The organism is Georgenia faecalis, from assembly GCF_003710105.1.
Taxonomy (GTDB): domain Bacteria; phylum Actinomycetota; class Actinomycetes; order Actinomycetales; family Actinomycetaceae; genus Georgenia_A; species Georgenia_A faecalis.
In genome coordinates, this window is record NZ_CP033325.1 from 2589054 (window position 1) to 2606023 (window position 16970).

16 protein-coding genes are annotated in these 16970 nt (G+C 70.6%); 7 read left to right on the plus strand and 9 right to left on the minus strand.

The genetic code is table 11. The features are described 5' to 3' along the window. Positions 1-147: 147 nt before the first annotated feature. Complete coding sequence (locus EBO36_RS11345; RefSeq protein WP_164471452.1) at positions 148-828, plus strand: tetratricopeptide repeat protein; 681 nt, start codon at positions 148-150, stop codon at positions 826-828. Between the two features lie 528 nt (positions 829-1356). Next, the gene (locus tag EBO36_RS11350) at positions 1357-1965 is read left to right on the plus strand and encodes a hypothetical protein (RefSeq protein WP_122824720.1); all 609 of its coding nucleotides are present in this window, start codon (positions 1357-1359) and stop codon (positions 1963-1965) included. A gap of 373 nt (positions 1966-2338) precedes the next feature. On the opposite strand, the gene EBO36_RS15375 is transcribed toward EBO36_RS11350, so the two are convergent. The 3 genes from EBO36_RS15375 to EBO36_RS11370 form a co-directional block, all read right to left on the minus strand. Then, positions 2339-2977 carry a hypothetical protein gene (locus tag EBO36_RS15375; RefSeq protein WP_164471453.1) on the minus strand — a complete coding sequence of 213 codons (639 nt, stop codon included), beginning with the start codon at positions 2975-2977 and terminating at the stop codon, positions 2339-2341. Between the two features lie 498 nt (positions 2978-3475). Beyond that, a complete protein-coding gene (locus EBO36_RS11365; RefSeq protein ID WP_122824723.1) occupies positions 3476-4510 on the minus strand; it encodes a hypothetical protein in 1035 nt (344 codons plus the stop codon). A 680-nt stretch (positions 4511-5190) separates the two neighbouring features. Further along, a complete protein-coding gene (locus EBO36_RS11370) occupies positions 5191-6540 on the minus strand; it encodes a recombinase family protein (protein ID WP_164471454.1) in 1350 nt (449 codons plus the stop codon). 246 nt (positions 6541-6786) lie between these two features. On the opposite strand from EBO36_RS11370, the gene EBO36_RS11375 reads away from it, so the two are divergent. Continuing rightward, complete coding sequence (locus tag EBO36_RS11375) at positions 6787-7341, plus strand: hypothetical protein (protein WP_164471455.1); 555 nt, start codon at positions 6787-6789, stop codon at positions 7339-7341. Here EBO36_RS11375 and EBO36_RS11380 read toward each other — a convergent pair. Continuing rightward, positions 7338-7772 (minus strand): terminase small subunit, encoded by a 435-nt coding sequence (locus EBO36_RS11380; protein ID WP_122824726.1) that lies wholly within the window; start codon positions 7770-7772, stop codon positions 7338-7340. The genes EBO36_RS11375 and EBO36_RS11380 overlap by 4 nt on opposite strands. Before the next feature lie 474 nt (positions 7773-8246). On the opposite strand from EBO36_RS11380, the gene EBO36_RS11385 reads away from it, so the two are divergent. Next, complete coding sequence (locus EBO36_RS11385; RefSeq protein WP_122824727.1) at positions 8247-8657, plus strand: RidA family protein; 411 nt, start codon at positions 8247-8249, stop codon at positions 8655-8657. Between the two features lie 88 nt (positions 8658-8745). On the opposite strand, the gene EBO36_RS11390 is transcribed toward EBO36_RS11385, so the two are convergent. After that, positions 8746-9282 carry a putative immunity protein gene (locus EBO36_RS11390; RefSeq protein ID WP_122824728.1) on the minus strand — a complete coding sequence of 179 codons (537 nt, stop codon included), beginning with the start codon at positions 9280-9282 and terminating at the stop codon, positions 8746-8748. Between the two features lie 270 nt (positions 9283-9552). On the opposite strand from EBO36_RS11390, the gene EBO36_RS11395 reads away from it, so the two are divergent. Beyond that, positions 9553-10113 (plus strand): DoxX family protein, encoded by a 561-nt coding sequence (locus tag EBO36_RS11395; RefSeq protein WP_164471456.1) that lies wholly within the window; start codon positions 9553-9555, stop codon positions 10111-10113. 95 nt (positions 10114-10208) lie between these two features. Here the strand turns inward: EBO36_RS11395 and gatB are convergent, their stop codons facing one another. The 4 genes from gatB to EBO36_RS11415 all read right to left on the minus strand — a co-directional run bounded on the left by gatB (position 10209) and on the right by EBO36_RS11415 (position 14026). After that, positions 10209-11720: an Asp-tRNA(Asn)/Glu-tRNA(Gln) amidotransferase subunit GatB gene (gatB, locus tag EBO36_RS11400; RefSeq protein ID WP_122824730.1), complete on the minus strand. Its 1512-nt coding sequence runs from the start codon at positions 11718-11720 to the stop codon at positions 10209-10211. Continuing rightward, the gene (gene gatA / locus EBO36_RS11405; RefSeq protein ID WP_122824731.1) at positions 11717-13240 is read right to left on the minus strand and encodes an Asp-tRNA(Asn)/Glu-tRNA(Gln) amidotransferase subunit GatA; all 1524 of its coding nucleotides are present in this window, start codon (positions 13238-13240) and stop codon (positions 11717-11719) included. Before gatA ends, gatB begins: the two co-directional genes overlap by 4 nt. Beyond that, positions 13237-13536: an Asp-tRNA(Asn)/Glu-tRNA(Gln) amidotransferase subunit GatC gene (gatC, locus tag EBO36_RS11410; RefSeq protein WP_122824732.1), complete on the minus strand. Its 300-nt coding sequence runs from the start codon at positions 13534-13536 to the stop codon at positions 13237-13239. Before gatC ends, gatA begins: the two co-directional genes overlap by 4 nt. An 82-nt stretch (positions 13537-13618) precedes the next feature. Further along, positions 13619-14026 carry a pilus assembly protein CpaE gene (locus tag EBO36_RS11415; RefSeq protein ID WP_122824733.1) on the minus strand — a complete coding sequence of 136 codons (408 nt, stop codon included), beginning with the start codon at positions 14024-14026 and terminating at the stop codon, positions 13619-13621. 91 nt (positions 14027-14117) lie between these two features. Between EBO36_RS11415 and EBO36_RS11420 the strand changes: the two genes are divergently transcribed. Next, positions 14118-15374: a phospholipase D-like domain-containing protein gene (locus EBO36_RS11420; RefSeq protein WP_122824734.1), complete on the plus strand. Its 1257-nt coding sequence runs from the start codon at positions 14118-14120 to the stop codon at positions 15372-15374. 30 nt (positions 15375-15404) lie between these two features. Next, a complete protein-coding gene (locus EBO36_RS11425; protein ID WP_122824735.1) occupies positions 15405-16967 on the plus strand; it encodes an aspartate:alanine exchanger family transporter in 1563 nt (520 codons plus the stop codon). Positions 16968-16970 lie beyond the last annotated feature (3 nt).

The window sequence follows — 16970 nt, forward strand, 5'->3', positions numbered from 1 at the left end:
CCGGCCCTCGGTCGCCACCTAGGACGGTGCCAGCATCGCGCCAGGGCATTCACCCCGCAGACCACATCGGGTCCGATAGGTTCGGGGTGTTCGTCCTTCCCGGGACGACTCGAGCCGGTGATACACCCTTAGCTTTCTGGAGTGCACATGGGATGGTTTTCGCGGAAGACACCGCCGATAGCGATCCGCGAGCCGAACCCGGAGCCCAACTCCTTTCAACTCACGGCGATGGTGGACCACGGTGCCGACCTCATCGACCGCGGTCAGGAAAATGAGGCCATTGCACTCCTCACGCTACCCGCCAAAGCGGGTATCCCTGACGGGATGTTCAACCTGGCCATCGCTTATCTAAAACGTGGCAGTGTCACCTCGGCGATGTACTGGTACGAGAACGCCGCTCTTGCCGGCCACGTCGACGCGATGGCCTACCTCGGCTACCTCTTTAGAATCAAGGGCGAGACATCACTCGCAAGGAAGTGGCTCGCTAAGGCCGCTCGAGCCGGCAATAGCAACGCGGCAACCATGGTGCGCGACCTGGACTTCGATCCAGATAGCCAGGCCGCTGCCGTCGTTTCCGCATCAAGCATGGCCACGGCCAACTTCCACGCGAACGTTGGCAGACTCGACCTGGCAAGGCGAGGATGGCTAGCCGCTGCCAACGCGGGCAATGTCGAAGCCATGTTCGAGCTCGGCAAGTTGCAGGCCATCGGAGGCGTTTTCGGAGAGGCCATGCTGTGGCTGGAGCGTCCCGCGGCGGCCGGCCACGTCGACGCCTCTAGGCTGCTCGTAGCACTGCGTGAAGGCGCAACCTCCCGGAGTCGCCCGTGAATCGGAGCTGGACGAAAGCCCCCGGCGCGGTCTTGCCGCCCACCGACAGGTCGGTCGCATCGCTGTCGATGCGGCCAAGGACTGGCGGGACGCCTAATGGCCTCGCGTCCAGAGGCGAAATAACTAGCGCGCTCGACAGTTGGACGTCGATAGAGTTGCAAACCTGGCGACTCCCCCAGGCCCTGCTCGTCGCACCATCCGTGGCATCCAGGACCATCCCTCCGCCGAATAAGTTAGGTTCGCGCATCTGTAACCTATGCCGCCGATCTCCGGCGTTCTGGTCGCACGCGTACGGCACTCATGAGCAACGTACGGACGTACCTGCCGAGTGGCGAGCCCGTCCGCGAGGACGACGTCGCTGCCTCATGGCTGGCGCAGTTCGACCCTGACGGCTGGCTCCGGCGAGACGGGCCACCTGAGGCAACCGGTGACGGTATAGGGTCCTGGCTTCGCCGCCACCACCGGCGCGGGTAGCAGAATTGACCGAACCCGGATTCCTGCCCGCTGATAACGACTGGACTGAACTGCGTGAGCAACGAGCAAGACCTGAACACCGGCGAGGCCGGGCTGAACCGTCAGAGCACCGACCGGAAGTGGCACAGCAAGAAGCGCTACCGCGCCCTAATCGGGTTCTTCGCCCTCTGCCTGGTGATCAATCCCTTCCTGCCGGAGGACGAGGAGGACGCGGAGCCGCAGGCACAGCCGACGGCGACACAGGAGGAGACGACGACGGTGCCAGAGCCCACCCCGTCTCCTGTGCCCACCCTCACCCCGGACCCCGTGGAGCCCGAGGCGACCCTGCCGCCGGGCGTCTTCCAGATCGAGGCCGAGTTCGCCGAGCGGATCCTCGATGGTGCCGAGGACGGGCCCCTGACCTACCTGCGCAACGCTGCCTACACGACCGAGGAGTATGGGGACCCGCTGACGTACATCGCCATCGAGTTCACCTACCCCTCCGGCGACCCGCTCGTCGGCGTGTGGGCGACCGGCAGCCCCGTGGGGCAGTCGTTCGTGTGGAGCGTGGACGGCTTTGCCCAGGAGTTCACCGTCTGGCCGAACGGACGACCAGACTTCAGCCCGAGTGTCACCGACGAGGCGTCCTACACCGTCAAGAACGCCCTCGAGCTGACCTCCTAGCACCAGCGCACACGAGCCAGCCGCTACTCCTGAATGACGATCTGGTAGGAGCCCGGGTCCTCGACGTGGGCGAGGACCTCGCGGGCAAAAGCGATGGCCTGCTCCCGAGTGCCGCACCTGGCCGCGTAGGCGTCGATGTCGCCGCGCCCGTTCTCTCTAGGCGAGTCCGCCTGGCGTGCAAGCCGCCGGGCCCAGAGGCACGGCGTGCACCAGCACGATCCGCTTGCGATCGACAAGAGCTCCCGCTTCGAGCACTAGCCGTTGAGCTATACCGCGTCCCGCGAGGGGTAAGTTAGCGACGCCGGGCGCACACCGCGATCGCCTCCTGTGCGCGGGGGTTGGTCGCGGTGCGCCGACCATCTACCTTGGGTGCTCAACGTCCCAGGAAGCCGAAGATCCGCTGTAACAGCGGGTCGGTGTAACCGTTCAGGTACCGCAGGGGCGCTGAGGCCGGCTCCATCCTCGCCATGTCGATGTACGACATCACGTCTGCGCTGACGAAGACGATCTGCCCGGAGGACACGGCAAGGTCCTTGTCAGAGCGCCAGATCTTGGCCTGTCCGCCAGGCTGTAGCGAGCGCAGACGCAGGAGCGTGCCACGGGCACCGGGGCGCACCAACTCCACGACGAGCGGCCTCCCTAGCCGGGTCAGCGCGGGCATCCCGCCGCCACCACCGTGCCTCACAGTCGGGACGACAGAACCAGCGGGCACCACTCTGGCCAACTCGTGCTGGCTGGTACAGGGGTGCTTGGGCCACGGCGGGCCTAACTCGTCGAAGTAAACGCGGCTGCCGTACTCGTTGGCGTAGAAGTAGACCGCGGCACCGCAGACCGGACACGAAGCGTTAGGCGCAATCCAGCGGGCGAGCGAGGAGGAACGTTGCGCGGGCACGAGGGGCCGGACTTGGCCACCGGACGGGCCACCCGCCCGGGAGACGGTGTGCTCACTCACCCACACGGGGCCTCCGGTGCGGCTGCGGCGGTAGTGCCCTCGTCGGCGGTACGTCGTCATGGCCGCGATGGTAGGCGGTCCCGTCACCCGCCGAACAAATGGCGCACCAATGCGCCGCGATATCTACGTCGGGGCGATCCGAATGGCCTCTTCCAGCGGCTTGTGCGCACGCACAACGCGAACGTAGGTGCGATCAGCGTACGGGCCTGGCTCGCGGCGGCCCGACGGGAACACCGGGGCCCCGCCTCGTCCGCGAGCAACACGACGAGAGGGGCAGGCCCGAGCCGCTGGAAGGCGGCTGGGTGGGCCTCGCCGCCCGGCCACCAGTCTCCGCCGTCGACTGGCAGTTCCTCGAGCCGATGTGATTGGCGTGATATCGCTCCTACGTACCCCTAACTCCGGAAGCAATGCAGCGCGGCCTCGCCCGCGCCCTCGAGGTTGGGCTGGCCTTGCGCCCGCCCAGGCGAGTCAAGGCGCATGAGCGAGTCAGCGGCCGCCGCAACAGTGGCTGCCACGAACCGCCTCGAGTCGCGCTACCCCTCGATGGCACCCCAGCCGTCAAAGGTCAGTAGAACGGACAGTGACAGGCTTCGAGCCGCTTCCAGCGGTTCCATCCGTTCCAGCGCGCGCCACCGCATCCGAAACTTCGTCAAGGTCGAACAGCTGATTCATCATACGTCGCGTCTGTTTGTCCATGTAAGGGGCCGCGGCGCCAAGGAGATTCGCGCGCGACTTGCTGGGATGGCCCACTTTACTCAAAAACTCGCCATACCGGTCGAGCGAATTGCGCGCCGCGAGAAAGTCGCAAAACCAGGCGAGCTCTTGCCCCGGCATGCGGTCTGGGCGTGGGGGCAGTTCGCTCTTCGCCGACTCGACCAGCGCATCAAACATGGGCGTTGACGTGTGCCCGAAGTAGATCGATGACGCCATGTACTCGTCGGCTTGTCGTCGGTGCTGCAGGCCCTGCACGAGGATTACGATGGCCGCACCGAAGCCTAATATACAAACAGCCGCACCAGGCCAAGGTGGCAGCAAGAACCCAACCACCAGGAGAGCCGCCAGCAGCGGCATGCTCACGCCGAGCCTAAACTCACCTTCCGCGCGCACGCGATCGTACTGCTGGTACTGCTCAGGGTTCTCCTTGTTCAGCCGCAGCGAGGCCAAGTCAAACTCGTCCATGACAAACCCGGCCGGCACAAGGCTGGCTAAGACGTCTGAGATTGGCCTCAGCCTCGCATTGATCGCGCTCTGGACGAGGAACGTGACTCTCGGGTTCTCCTGGCCGAGGAGCCGCCCGACGTCCTCGTTCAAACGGGTGATGACGGGTCTCGCGATCAGCCATTGGCCGAGCCACACTCCCAGACCATGCGCAAGCATACCGGCGAGATAGACACCGAAGCACAAGCAAGAGATCTGCACCGTGGCGGGTAAGGCAGCGAATACCCCCTCTGCACTCTCTATCACTGAGAACTTGCGAAGTTCCTCGTTCGACGGATACACGAGGAGGGTCACAGCAAGGACCCACAGGGCCCCGACCGCGAACGGCGTGCGCAGGTCACGGACGCCCGGCAGCAAGGATGACAAGAAGGTCACTCGCAGCAATCCTCTCCCCCGCGGTATGAAGAACCAGTGTGGCAGCCGCGGTGGCTGACGTCGCTAGAACGAGCGCATGCCATCGGCCAGGACCCAAGAGAATCGCGAAGGAGGGCACGAGGGCCAACGGGGTACAGACGGCACCGGCGTTGGTCGTGATCGTCGCCATCCTGGCTGCACTCGGTCGGCTGGCTTGGTTCGTGCTGCTCTGGTTCCGGTCGGTCAACACCGCTACCGGCACAGGGCGGGCGGCGTTGGCTGGGACCGGCAGCGTCGTCGTCGCTGGGGTGGACTGCGACGATTGCCAAGGCCCTCGCAACCCGGCGCGCGGTGACGGCCGAGTTGCGGCGGATGTACCGGACGCCGTACGAACTCTTCATCGGAATGCTCTTCGACAGCTCAAGTCCCAGCGCGGGGCTCTGGAAAGCGTGCCAGACGGCGGCCAGCCATCCCGGCGGCAACTGCGACAAGTTCGGCAACTCCCCCGCCTGCAGGCGCCGCGGGCGGGCGTACACCGCCAGCGACAGCCCGACCCCGCCGTGCAGGGCAAGGAACGTGGGCTGGTGCGGTGACCGCTTATCCCGGCGGTCGACGTAGTACCACCAGCCCGTAGCGCGGTGCGATTCCGGGGTTCTGGGGTGGCCGTGCACGTTTCGCTCGTTATGTGTATGGCAAGTGGTCTAGCGCCACAGCACCTCGACGCATTCCGGCCGGAAGTTCCTCGCGCCCCGCCCGGGCGAGTGGAGCACGATCCCCGAGAACAGCGCGTCGATGACGGCACGCTGTGTCAGGACGTCCAGCCGGCCCCAGAGCGCAGCCACGTCGTCCGCACCGACGAACCGGGCGAGGACGTCCCTCTCCCCCGCGGCCGCGATCTTCCGCTCGACCACCTCGAGGGCCGCCTCAACGTCCCCGTTTATCCGTGCGAGCTGCGCACCCGTGATCGTCCCGTCAGCGAACAGGCGCGCCCCCTCGTCCAGACGGCCCCGCAGCGCGTTCGCCTCCGTTCGCAGCGCGGGCACGTCGACGTTCGATGAGGGGCGCACGAGCTCGGCGGCGTCCGGGCGCGCCAGGCGCGCCACGACGAGCGCGTGGACGTACTCGTCGACGTCCGCGGCCTTCACCGACAGGTGCTTCGCGCCCGAGCACTGGTAGGTGCGAACGCCGTGCTGGGTGCGGCCGGTCGCCATCTTCGCCCCGCACTTCGCGCACGTGGCGATGCGCGTGAGCGTGTACTTGATCGACCGGTCCTTGACCGTCGAACGCGCCGGGTCGGTCAGGAGCGCGACGGCGGCACGCCAGGTCGACTCCTCCACGACGGCAGGCCACGTGCCGGGCCCGAGGACTTCCCCGCGATGGATCCGCACGGCGGCGTAGCGGGGCGATGCGAGGAGGCGACGAACGTTCGACGTGTTCCACCGCCCGTCGGCCGTGGTCGCGACCCCAGCGGCGTTCCACGTGCGCGCGATCGAGGACAGGGAGCCGCCGGCGAGGAGGACGTCGTAGCCGGCGCGGATGAGGTTCGCTTCGGCGTCGAGGATTGTCATGCCGTCGGCGGTGTACCTGAACGCGCGGCGACCCTGAGGTGGCTTGCCGGCCTGGGCGCGCTGCAGGTTGGCGCGCCGCTGCCGGTCGCTCTTCGTCTCGATCTCGTTGCGGGCGACAGCCGCGAGCAGGTCGGCCGTCATGCGGCCAGCGGGGGTGGACATGTCGAGGTCGCTGCCCCTGACGACGGCGATGGTGGCGCCGGCCTCCTGGCAGGTCTCGATGAGGCGCACGGTGTCGCGCCGGTTCCGGGTGAGGCGGTCGAGGTTCCAAGCGATGACAGCGCCGGCTCGGCCGGCTGCCACGTCGGAGAGGAGGGCCTCGAAGCCGGGCCGCGTGGTGGTGCCTGCGGCGCTGCGGTCGTTGTCCTGATGCTCGACGACGATGGGCCACCCACGCAGGTCGGCTAGGCGGCGACAGTCCTCGAGCTGACGCGCGACCGCGGCACCTTCGCCTTGACGGTCGAACGACTGACGCGTGTACACCAGGGCTCCACCTGTGCAATCCAGCACTCACCTTCAGCTCGAAGACCTCCTCGCAGGTGATGATCCGCTCGCTCGCGGGGATGGCGCCGGCGAGGGCGTTGACCATGGTGGTCTTGCCCGCCTGGGTAGCGCCGGGCAGGTAACCACGGTGTTGCCTGACCCGCTGTGCCGCCGTGCCTGCGGGAACCCGTGGGGGGTGAGTTGTCCCGCGCCGCGCCGCCCTAACCGAGCGGTACGGTGACCGCCATGCTCTCGACCATCGCCGTCGCTGCTGCCGCCGAGGGGCAAGGACTCGCGGACATACCGGCGGGCATCGCCGCGCTTATCGGCGCCCTCATCGGTGGCGCGGTAGGCGTCATCGGGCAGATCGCGACGGAAAGGATGCGTCAGAAGGGCGAGAGGCGTCACCAGAACCGACTCCTCCGCCAAGAGACTTACGCAGCGGCTGTCCGGCAGATGAATGTGTTAGGGGTGATGGGGCGCCAGATGTCGTCCGAAGGGCCGCTGGAGCTTGACGAGTACCCCGAGTTCGACACTGTGATCCCGGAGTTGTCGAACACACATGCGGCGGTGCGGGTCCTTGGGTCGGCCTCGGTGGTCACTGGCATAGGTGAGGTGATGGGGTGGTACCTGGCTATCCATCACGGCGACGAGCAACCGCGCCGCGAGGCTGCGGCGAGTTACATGAAGCAATGGATCGATTGGACCTTCGAAGCCATGCGGCGGGACCTTGAGGTGGAGCCGGACATACCGCTAGTCACGGAGCCACCTCGCAGCGAACGTTCAGTGCGTTCGTCCTAGACGCGCCCGCCCGTGAGCACCTGCAGCCGGGCGAGCGCTTCTGAGCTCGCGGATGTCACCGCGCCGCCCGCCTCGCGGCGGACCTTCGGTGTCGCGCCCATCTGGCGGAGCAGGCCCAGCAGGTGCGGGGTCAGGTAGGTCGCGTTGGTGATCCGGTCCGCGTCCTCGCTCGCCACCGCCGCGTCGATGGAGTCGGCGTGCTTCTGCGCCGAGGCGATCAGCGCCGCGTCCAGCGTCGGGTCGAGCTTCAGCCGTGAGTCGGTCGTGGCCTTGCCGGCGCGCACCGTCCGGTCGGCGACAGCGACCGCGGCGGCGATGAGCGCGCGCACGCCCTCGGCGTCGCGTGCGGGATCCACCCCACGACGCCGGATGAGCTCCCGGACCTCGTCCTCGAGCAGCGACGGGGCCTGGTTCAGCGCGACCTGGCTCACCCGCGCCCCCTCCCCCGCGCACCCGTCCTCGACAACCGTCGACCAGCCTGAGGCACCGCACAAACAGCTAGGGGCGGCCGCCACGCCGCGACCGCTCCCTAGGCCTGAGAAACTAGAGGCGGTTCTCCGGAATGTCACTACCTCAGCGACATTTTGTGGATAACTCGCGCGCCGAGACGGCGCTGGCGCTCACCCCGCGGCGAGGTCCCCTTGGGTCTCGCGGACGACCGTGCGAGACACGGAGGGGAGCAGCCCCGCCGAGTTCGCTGTTTCGTGCCGAGTTCGCTGTTTCGTGCCGAGTTCGCTAGTTCCTACTGGCGAACTCGGCACGGAGTGGCGAACTCGCCGGTGTCGAGGTGCCCGAGTTCGCCAGTTCCTGCCGAGTTCGCCAGTTCCTGCTGAATTCGCTAGTTCCTGCGCGTGCTCCGGGCTCCGTCTACGTTGGGCACCACGACGTCGAGGAGGACTATCCCCATGGCCGTTGAGCGCTTCAGCCCCGAGGGCACGACTCAGCCCTCCCCGTACCACCACGTCGCGGTGGGCACCGGGACCCGCCACGTCCACGTCGCGGGCCAGATCGCACGCCTGGCCGACGGCACCCCGGTCGCTCCCGGTGACCTCGCCGGCCAGGTGGCCCAGGCGCTGCGCAACACGGCGGCCGGCCTGGCAGGCGCCGGTGCCACGTTCGACGACGTCCTCCGCCTCACCTTCTACGTCACCGCGTGGACGCCCGACAAGATCGAGCCCTTCATGACCGGCGTCGCGCAGGTGAGCGAGGAGATCGGCCTCCCGCAGCCGGCCCCGCCGACGTCGGTGATCGGCGTCGACTACCTCTTCGAGCCCGACGTCCTCGTCGAGGTGGAAGCGACCGCGATCCTCGACTGAGCCTCGGCGCGGCCTCGACCCTGCCTACCCCGACGACACCCGCGCCGTCGTCGCCCTCGTTCTCGGCGTGGCCCGGGCGCCCTGCCGCTCACCCTGCGGCCAGGTCCGCCTGGATCTGCCGGATCACCGTGCCGAGGACGCCGGAGGCGAGCAGCCCCGGCCCGAGGGGACCGGAGGAGTTCTCCCCGAGCGGCGGGAGCAACCGCAGCGCGGCCCGGACCTCCGGCGTCAGCTGCGCGAGCTGCCAGCGGACCTCGTCCTCGACCGCGTCGGGCTCGCCGGGCGCGGCGAGCCCGGCCGCCTTTGCGGCGTAGGCGGCCGCCCCCAGGGCGTGCGCGCCCATGTGCGCCACGGCGGCAGCCTGCGCGGCCGCCCGCGCTGCGGCCGCGGCCGCGGGCGAACGGGCGGAGGCCGCGGCGCGGACCGCGTCGAACCGGCGCCGGATCTCACCCGCGACGCCCAGCTCGCCGCGCCCGAAGGCACGCGCGCGAGCGATGGCGTCACGCGCGCGGTCGTCGTCCGGCGCCTCGGCCTCGAACAGCGGAAGGACGCGCTCGGCGCAGTCCGCGGCCCACCCGGCGACGGTCCGTCGGTCAACTTCGCTGAGCGCCTGGGGAGAGACCACCCGGCCACCCTTCCACACGCCCCGCCGCCGGTCACGGCGTCGGGAACGCCGCCACCGTGCGATCGGGAAAACCTGTCAAGGGTTTTCCGCGGGCAATCTGCGCGACTTTCCCGGGCGTCGCCCCACCGGAATGGCGCCGTTCCGCGGCTCCGGGGCATTCGGAAATCCGGCGCGGGGACCGGTAGGACGTTAGCCCCAGGAATCGGACAACTCGGGCGGGACCCTTGCACCAACAGCCCGACACCGACAACACCGCTCTAGGAGAGCACCATGGCAACGAGCACGAGCAACGCGGCCCGTACGACGTCCCCCGGGGCGAAGCCCATGTACATGGAGGAGATCGTCACCCGCGAGGGCGCCCGCCGGACCCTCGCCGTCTCCCGGATCATCATCGGCTGGGTGTTTTTCTGGGCGTTCATCGACAAGCTGTTCGGCCTCGGGTTCTCCACCCCGGCCGAGCGCGCCTGGATCAACGGCGGCACCCCCGCCCAGGGATACATCGGCGGTATCGAGGGGCCGTTCGCCGGGTTCTTCGAGCTGTTCGCGAACCCCTTCGGTGACTTTCTCTTCATGCTGGGCCTGCTCGGCATCGGCGTCGCCCTCATCACCGGCTGCGGCCTGAAGATCGCCGCCGTCACGGGCACCTTGCTCATGCTCTTCATGTACCTGGCGGCGCTGCCGTTCGTCGGCGAGCACGGGACGAACCCCATCACCGACTCCCACTGGGTGGAGGCCCTCCTCCTCATCATCCCGGCCGTCACCCTCGCCGGTGACAAGTGGGGCCTGGGCAAGTGGTGGGCCTCCAAGGTCGGCAACAGCTGGCTGCGCTGACCCCCCGACAACGCCAAGGGCCCCCGTCCGGTGCGGACGGGGGCCCTTGGCGTCAGTACGGGTGCCGGGCGGGCGCGAGCGCCCCGCCCGGGCGCTCAGCCCACGCGCTCCATGATGAGCTCGCGCACGCGGGCGGCGTCCGCCTGGCCCTTCGTCGCCTTCATGACCGCCCCGACGATCGCGCCGGCGGCCTGCACCTTGCCCCCGCGGATCTTGTCCGCCACGTCCGGGTTCGCCGCCAGAGCGGCGTCGACCGCGCTGATGAGGGCGCCGTCGTCGGAGACGACCTCGAGCCCCCGGGCCACGACGATCTCCTCCGGTCCGCCGTCGCCGGCGAGGACGCCGGCGAGGACCTGACGGGCGATCTTGTCGTTGATGCGGCCCGAGGCGACGAGCGTGGCCAGCTCGGCCACCTGCGCGGGCGTGATGGCGAGGTCCTCGAGGGCGACGCCGTCCGCGCGCGCCGTGCGGACGAGCTCGCCCATCCACCACTTGCGGGCCGCGGCCGGGTCCGCCCCGGCGGCGACCGTCGCCTCGATGAGGTCGACGGCGCCGGCGTTGCCGGCGTCGCGCATCTCGGCGTCGGTGTAGCCCCACGCGTCCTGCAGCCGGCGACGGCGCGCGCCGGGCAGCTCGGGCAGGCCCGCCCGGATCTCCTCCACCCACTCGCGGCTCGGCGCGAGCGGGACGAGGTCCGGTTCGGGGAAGTAGCGGTAGTCCTCGGCGTCGGACTTCACGCGTCCCGGCGAGGTGGTGCCGCTGTCCTCGTGCCAGTGGCGCGTCTCCTGGACGACGGCGAGACCCGCGTCGAGCACGCCGGCCTGCCGCGAGATCTCGTAGCGGACCGCCCGCTCGATGGAGCGGAAGCTGTTGACGTTCTTCGTCTCGGTGCGGGTGCCGAGCGGCGCGTCGGGGCTCGGCCGCAGGGACACGTTGATGTCCGCGCGCACGTTGCCGCGCTCCATCTTCGCCTCGGAGACCCCGAGGGTGCGGAAGAGCTCGCGCAGCGCCTGGACGTAGGCGCGCGCCACCTCCGGCGCCCGCTCCCCCAGCCCGGTAATGGGGCGGGTGACGATCTCCACGAGCGGCACGCCCGCGCGGTTGTAGTCGACGAGGGAGTACTCCGCGCCGTGGATGCGGCCGCCGGTGCCACCGATGTGGCTGTTCTTGCCGGCGTCCTCCTCCATGTGGGCCCGCTCGATCTCCACCCGCACGTTGGTGCCGTCCTCGAGCTCGATGTCGAGGTAGCCGTCGTGGGCGATCGGCTCGTCGTACTGGGACGTCTGGAAGTTCTTCGGCACGTCCGGGTAGAAGTAGTTCTTCCGGGCGAAGCGGCAGGTCTCCGCGATCTCGCAGTTGAGCGCCAGCCCGATCCGGATGGCGTACTCCACCGCCGCGGCGTTGATCACCGGCAGCGCCCCCGGCAGCCCGAGGGACACCGGGGTGGTCTGCGCGTTGGGCGGGGCGCCGAAGGAGGCGGGGGCGCCGTCGAACATCTTCGACGCGGTGCCGAGCTCGACGTGCACCTCGATGCCGAGGACCGGGTCGAACCGGGCGATGGCGTCGTCGTAGTCCACGAGGCGCGGGGAGGACACGGGGGTGGTCATGAGGCGATCTCCTTCACGCTCGTCGGCAGCTCCGGCGCCTGGCGCAGCAGCGGACCGCCCCAGATCTCCTCGAGCATCCGCTCGAGGACGCCGCCCACGCGGTACAGCCGCTCGTCCTGGCGGGCGGGCGCGAGCACCTGGAACCCGACGGGCAGGCCGTCGTCGCTCAGGCCGCTGGGCAGCGACAGCCCCGGCACCCCGGCGAGGTTCGCCGGGATGGTCGCGATGTCGTTGAGGTACATGGCCATGGGGTCGTCGAGCTTCTCGCCGAACCGGAAGGCCGTCGTCGGCGCCGTGGGCGAGACGAGGACGTCCGCCTGGGCGAAGGCCGCCGCGAAGTCGCGCTGGATGAGGGTGCGGACCTTCTGGGCGCTGCCGTAGTAGGCGTCGTAGTACCCGGCGGACAGCGCGTACGTGCCGAGGATGATCCGGCGCTTCACCTCGTCGCCGAACCCGGCGCCGCGGGTGGCGGCCATGACGCGCTCGGCGGTCAGCGGGCCGTCGGTCGGCTCGACCCGCAGGCCGAAGCGCATGCCGTCGAACTTCGCGAGGTTCGAGGACGCCTCGGCCGGGAGGATGAGGTAGTACGCCGCGAGGGCGTAGTCGAAGGACGGGCAGGAGACCTCGACGATCTCGGCGCCGGCCTGGCGCAGGAGGTCCAGGGCCCCGTGGAAGCTGTTCCGCACACCGTCGTCGTAGCCGTCGGTGTCGAGCTCGCGGACCAGCCCGACCCGCATCCCGCGCAGGTCCTCCCCGCGCGCCGCGGCGGCGAAGGCGCCCACCGGGTCCGGCAGCGAGGTGGAGTCGCGCGGGTCGTGCCCGCCGATGACCTCGTGGAGCAGCGCGGAGTCGAGGACGCTGCGGGAGACCGGCCCGGCCTGGTCCAGGCTCGAGGCGAGCGCGATGAGCCCGTACCGGGACACCCCGCCGTACGTGGGCTTGACGCCGACCGTGCCGGTGACGGCGGCCGGCTGGCGGATGGACCCGCCGGTGTCCGTCCCGATCGCCAGGGGCGCCTCGAAGGCGGCTACGGCGGCCGCCGAGCCGCCCCCGGACCCGCCCGGGATGCGGTCAAGGTCCCAGGGGTTGCGCGTGACGCCGTAGGCCGAGTGCTCGGTGCTCGAGCCCATGGCGAACTCGTCGAGGTTCGTCTTGCCGAGGATCGGCATCCCGGCGGCGCGCAGGCGCTCCACCAGGGTGGCGTCGTACGGCGGGACCCAGTTCTCGAGGATCTTCGAGCCGGCCGTGGTGGGCTGGCCCTTGGTGACGATGATGTCCTTGACGGCGATGGGCACGCCGGCCAGCGTCGCCAGCTCGTCCCCGCGGGCGCGGGCGGCGTCGACCTCGCGGGCCGTGGCCAGGGCCTCCTCGGCGTTGACGTGGAGGAAGGCGTGCACCGCGCCGTCCACCTCGGCCATCCGGTCGAGGTGGGCCTGCGTCACCTCGACGGCGGAGACGTCGCCGGCGCCCAGGCGCTGGGCCAGGTCGGCGGCGCTGGTGCGGGTGAGGTCGGCGCTCATGCGTCCTCCCCAAGGATCTGCGGGACGAGGAACCGGCCGTCGTCGCTGGCCGGGGCCCCGGCGAGCACGTCGGCCACCGGGAGCGGCTCGACGACGACGTCCGGGCGCATGACGTTCGTCAGCGGGATCGGGTGGCTGGTGGGCGGGACGTCCGCGGTGGCGATCTCGTTGACCCGGGTCACCGCGGAGGCGATGACGTCGAGCTCCCCGGCGAGGCGTTCGACCTCGGCGTCGGTGAGCTCGATCCGGGCCAGGGCGGCCACACGGGCGACCTCGGCGGAGGAGATGGTCGACATGGCTGGCGAGTCTAGTGCCCGCACCTGCGCCGGCCGGCTCAGCGGCCGGCTCGCCGGCCGAGCGGCTCAGCCGGCGGCGAGCTCAGCCGGCGGCGAGCTCGGCGAGGAGCGCGTGCGCGTACGCGTCGGCCGCGTCCCGGGCCGCGGCGGTGCGCGGCTCGCCGTCGCCCTCCGCGACGCTCACCCAGAAGATGCCGTCGTCGTCGCGCTCCAGGCTGCGGAACGCCCCGCCGAGCAGGTCGCGGAGCTGGTCCTCCCGCGGGAGCCAGAGCGCCTGCTCCAGGCTCACCGAGTCCAGCGCCCACTCCGTCGTCCCGTTGAACCCGAGGATCGTGCCCGTGGGGTACTCCCGCGCCTCGACGGTCATCTCGGAGAGCGTGAACACCTCACCGGCCAGGTCGGGCGCCTCGATGGTGAACTGGTCCCCGGCCAGCGGCGTCCAGCGCAGGCCGGCGTCGCGCAGTGCCCGGGCGAGGTCGAGGTCGATCACCCCGGCAGTATCGTCCCTTCCGGCGGCCGGGGGCGAGCGCACGGGTGACACGGGCACGACGCGGGATGCCCGGCTGGCCTAAGTTGGGCGCATGCCGAGCGACGCGCGCCCCCCGATTCGGCTCGCGGTGCCCCGGGCGCTGCTGTGGGCCGGTGCTGCGCTCCTCGCCGCCCAGGCCACCGTCGTCGCCGCGCTCCTCACCATCGACTCGCTGCGCAAGCGCCGCGAACCCCCGCACGGGGAGTTCCCCCGCACCGAGCCCGCGACGGTCACCGTCGCCGGCTCCCAGGTGACGACGTACACGTACGGCGTCGACCTCTACGACGCCATGCTCGCGGCCATCCGCGGGGCGAAGCACCACGTCTACTTCGAGAGCTACATCTGGAAGGGCGACGACACCGGACGGGAGTTCAAGGAGGCCCTCGTCGAGGCGGCCGCACGCGGCGTCCAGGTCTACGTCGTCTACGACGCCTTCGCCAACCTCGTCGTCGCCCCGAGCTTCCTGCGCTTCCCGGAGTCGCTGCACGTCCTGCGCTTCCCGATCATCCGGCCCGGCCTGCTCATGCTCAACCCCCGCCAGACCGGCCGCGACCACCGCAAGGTCCTCGTCGTCGACGGCGAGACCGGCTTCGTCGGCGGCTACAACATCGGCTCCCTGTACGCCACCCAGTGGCGCGACACCCACCTGCGCGTCGAGGGGCCGGCGGCGTGGGAGCTGGAGAGCGCCTTCGTCGTCTTCTGGAACGAGCACCGGCGCGAGCACCACCCCGAGCTGCCCGACGGCGGCGCCCGCTCGTGGGACGCCCGCATCCAGGCCGCCCGGAACTCGCCCTCCCGGCTGGTCTTCCCCATCCGGGGGCTCTACCTCGACGCCATCGGGCGGGCCCGCGAGCGCGTCCTCATCACCCAGGGCTACTTCATCCCGGACCCGGAGATCCTCGCGGCCCTGCTCGCCGCGGCCCGCCGCGGCGCCGACGTGCGGGTGCTCGTGCCGGCGGTCTCCAACCACGTCGTCGCCGACTGGCTGGCCCGCGGGCACTACGATCAGCTGTTGCGCGGTGGCGTGCGCCTGTGGCTCTACCAGGGCGCCATGGTCCACGCGAAGACCATGACGGTGGACGGCCGGTGGGCGACCGTCGGCACGACGAACATCGATCGGCTGTCCCTCACCGGCAACTTCGAGATCAACCTCGAGATCTTCGACCGCGACTTCGCGGCGCACCTGGAGCAGGTCTTCGCCACCGACCTCACCAACGCCCATGAGCTCACCCTCGAGGAGTGGGAGCAGCGCTCGGTCCTGGCGCGTGTCAGCGAGCGCGTCCTGCGCCCACTCGCACCGCTGTTCTGAAAGGCCCGCTTGTCCTGAAAGGCCCCGCTCGTGCTCGATCTCCTCGCCAGCTCCCCCCTCCTCACCATCGCCGTCGTCATTGCCCTGGGCACCCTGCTCGGCGCGGTGCCCTTCGGGCCCGTGAAGTTCGGGGCGGCGGGAGCGCTGTTCGTCGGCCTCGCCGTCGGCGCCCTCGACCCGCGCCTCGGCGAGGGCCTGGGGCTCGCCCAGACCCTGGGGCTGGCGCTGTTCGTCTACACCGTCGGCCTGGCCGCCGGGACCGGGTTCTTCCGTGACCTGCGGGCCCAGCTGCCGCTCATGGCGAGCTCCGTCGTCGTCCTCGCCCTGCTCGCCGTCGCGCTCGTGGTGGCCGGCCCGCTCGTCGGCCTGGCCCCCGACCTCTCGGCCGGCACCTTCGCCGGTGCGCTCACCTCGACGCCGGCCCTCGCGGCCGCCGCCGACGCCGCCGGCAACGAGGAGCCCGCGGTCGGCTACGCCCTGTCCTACCCCGTCGGCGTCGTCCTCACCATCGTCGTCGTCGCCCTCGTCCTCGCTCGGGGGTGGCGCGGGCGCCGCGACCCCGACCCGGTCGCCGGCGTCGGGCTCATCGACGTCAGCGCGGAGATCGACCACCCCGTGCGGCTCATCGACGTCCCCGGCTTCTCCTCGGTCCGGTTCTCCTACCTCTCCCGCGAGGGGACCACCCGGGTGGTCGAGGCCGAGGAGGAGCTCCGCGTCGGGGACCGCGTCGTCGTCGTCGGCCCCCGCCAGGCCGTCGAGGACGCCGTCGCCCACCTGGGCCGCCGGGTCGACGAGCACCTCGCGCACGACCGCAGCGTGGTGAGCTTCCGCCGCTTCCTCGTCTCCGACCAGGCCGTCGCCGGGCGCACCGTCGGCGAGCTCGACATCCCCGGCCGGTTCGCCGGCGTCATCACCCGCGTCCGCCGCGGCGACCTCGACCTCCTCGCCTCCGAGGACCTCGTCCTCCAGCTCGGGGACCGGGTGCGGGTCGTCGTCCCCAACGACCAGCTCCGGGCGGTCGGCGCCCTGTTCGGGGACTCCGAGCGCAAGGTGAGCGAGATCGACGCCCTCTCCCTCGGTGGCGGGCTCGCCCTGGGCCTCGCCCTCGGCCTCATCACGCTGCCCCTGCCCGGCGGGGTGAGCTTCGCGCTCGGCTCCGCGGCGGGCCCGCTGGTGGTCGGCATGGTGCTCGGCCGCCTCGAGCGCACCGGCCCCATCGTCTGGGGCCTGCCCAACGCCGCCAACCTCACCATCCGCCAGCTCGGCCTGCTCCTCTTCCTCGGGGCCACCGGGCTGGCGTCGGGGCAGGCGTTCGCGGCCCAGGCCTTCACCGCGCAGGGGCTGCGCGTGGTGCTCACCGGCGCCGCCGTCGTCGTCCTGGCCGCCGTGCTGTTCATCCTCGCCGCCCGGCTGGTCGGCGCCAGCGCACCCCGGACGGCGGGGGCGCTGGCGGGGCTCGTCGGGCAGCCGGCGATCCTCGCCTACGCCAGCGAGCGGGTCGTCGACGAGCGCGTGGAGTCCGGCTACGCCGCACTCTTCGCGCTGGGGATGATCGTCAAGATCGTCCTCGTCCAGGTGATCGTCGGGGCGTAGCCG

Coding starts and splice junctions, on each gene's coding strand:
- EBO36_RS11375 (WP_164471455.1), top strand. CDS start 6,787: ATGCTCTCGACCATCGCCGTCGCTGCTGCCGCCGAGGGGCAAGGACTC.
- gatA (WP_122824731.1), bottom strand. CDS start 13,240: ATGAGCGCCGACCTCACCCGCACCAGCGCCGCCGACCTGGCCCAGCGC.
- EBO36_RS15375 (WP_164471453.1), bottom strand. CDS start 2,977: ATGACGACGTACCGCCGACGAGGGCACTACCGCCGCAGCCGCACCGGA.
- gatB (WP_122824730.1), bottom strand. CDS start 11,720: ATGACCACCCCCGTGTCCTCCCCGCGCCTCGTGGACTACGACGACGCC.
- EBO36_RS11385 (WP_122824727.1), top strand. CDS start 8,247: ATGGCCGTTGAGCGCTTCAGCCCCGAGGGCACGACTCAGCCCTCCCCG.
- EBO36_RS11420 (WP_122824734.1), top strand. CDS start 14,118: ATGCCGAGCGACGCGCGCCCCCCGATTCGGCTCGCGGTGCCCCGGGCG.
- EBO36_RS11395 (WP_164471456.1), top strand. CDS start 9,553: ATGGCAACGAGCACGAGCAACGCGGCCCGTACGACGTCCCCCGGGGCG.
- EBO36_RS11345 (WP_164471452.1), top strand. CDS start 148: ATGGGATGGTTTTCGCGGAAGACACCGCCGATAGCGATCCGCGAGCCG.
- gatC (WP_122824732.1), bottom strand. CDS start 13,536: ATGTCGACCATCTCCTCCGCCGAGGTCGCCCGTGTGGCCGCCCTGGCC.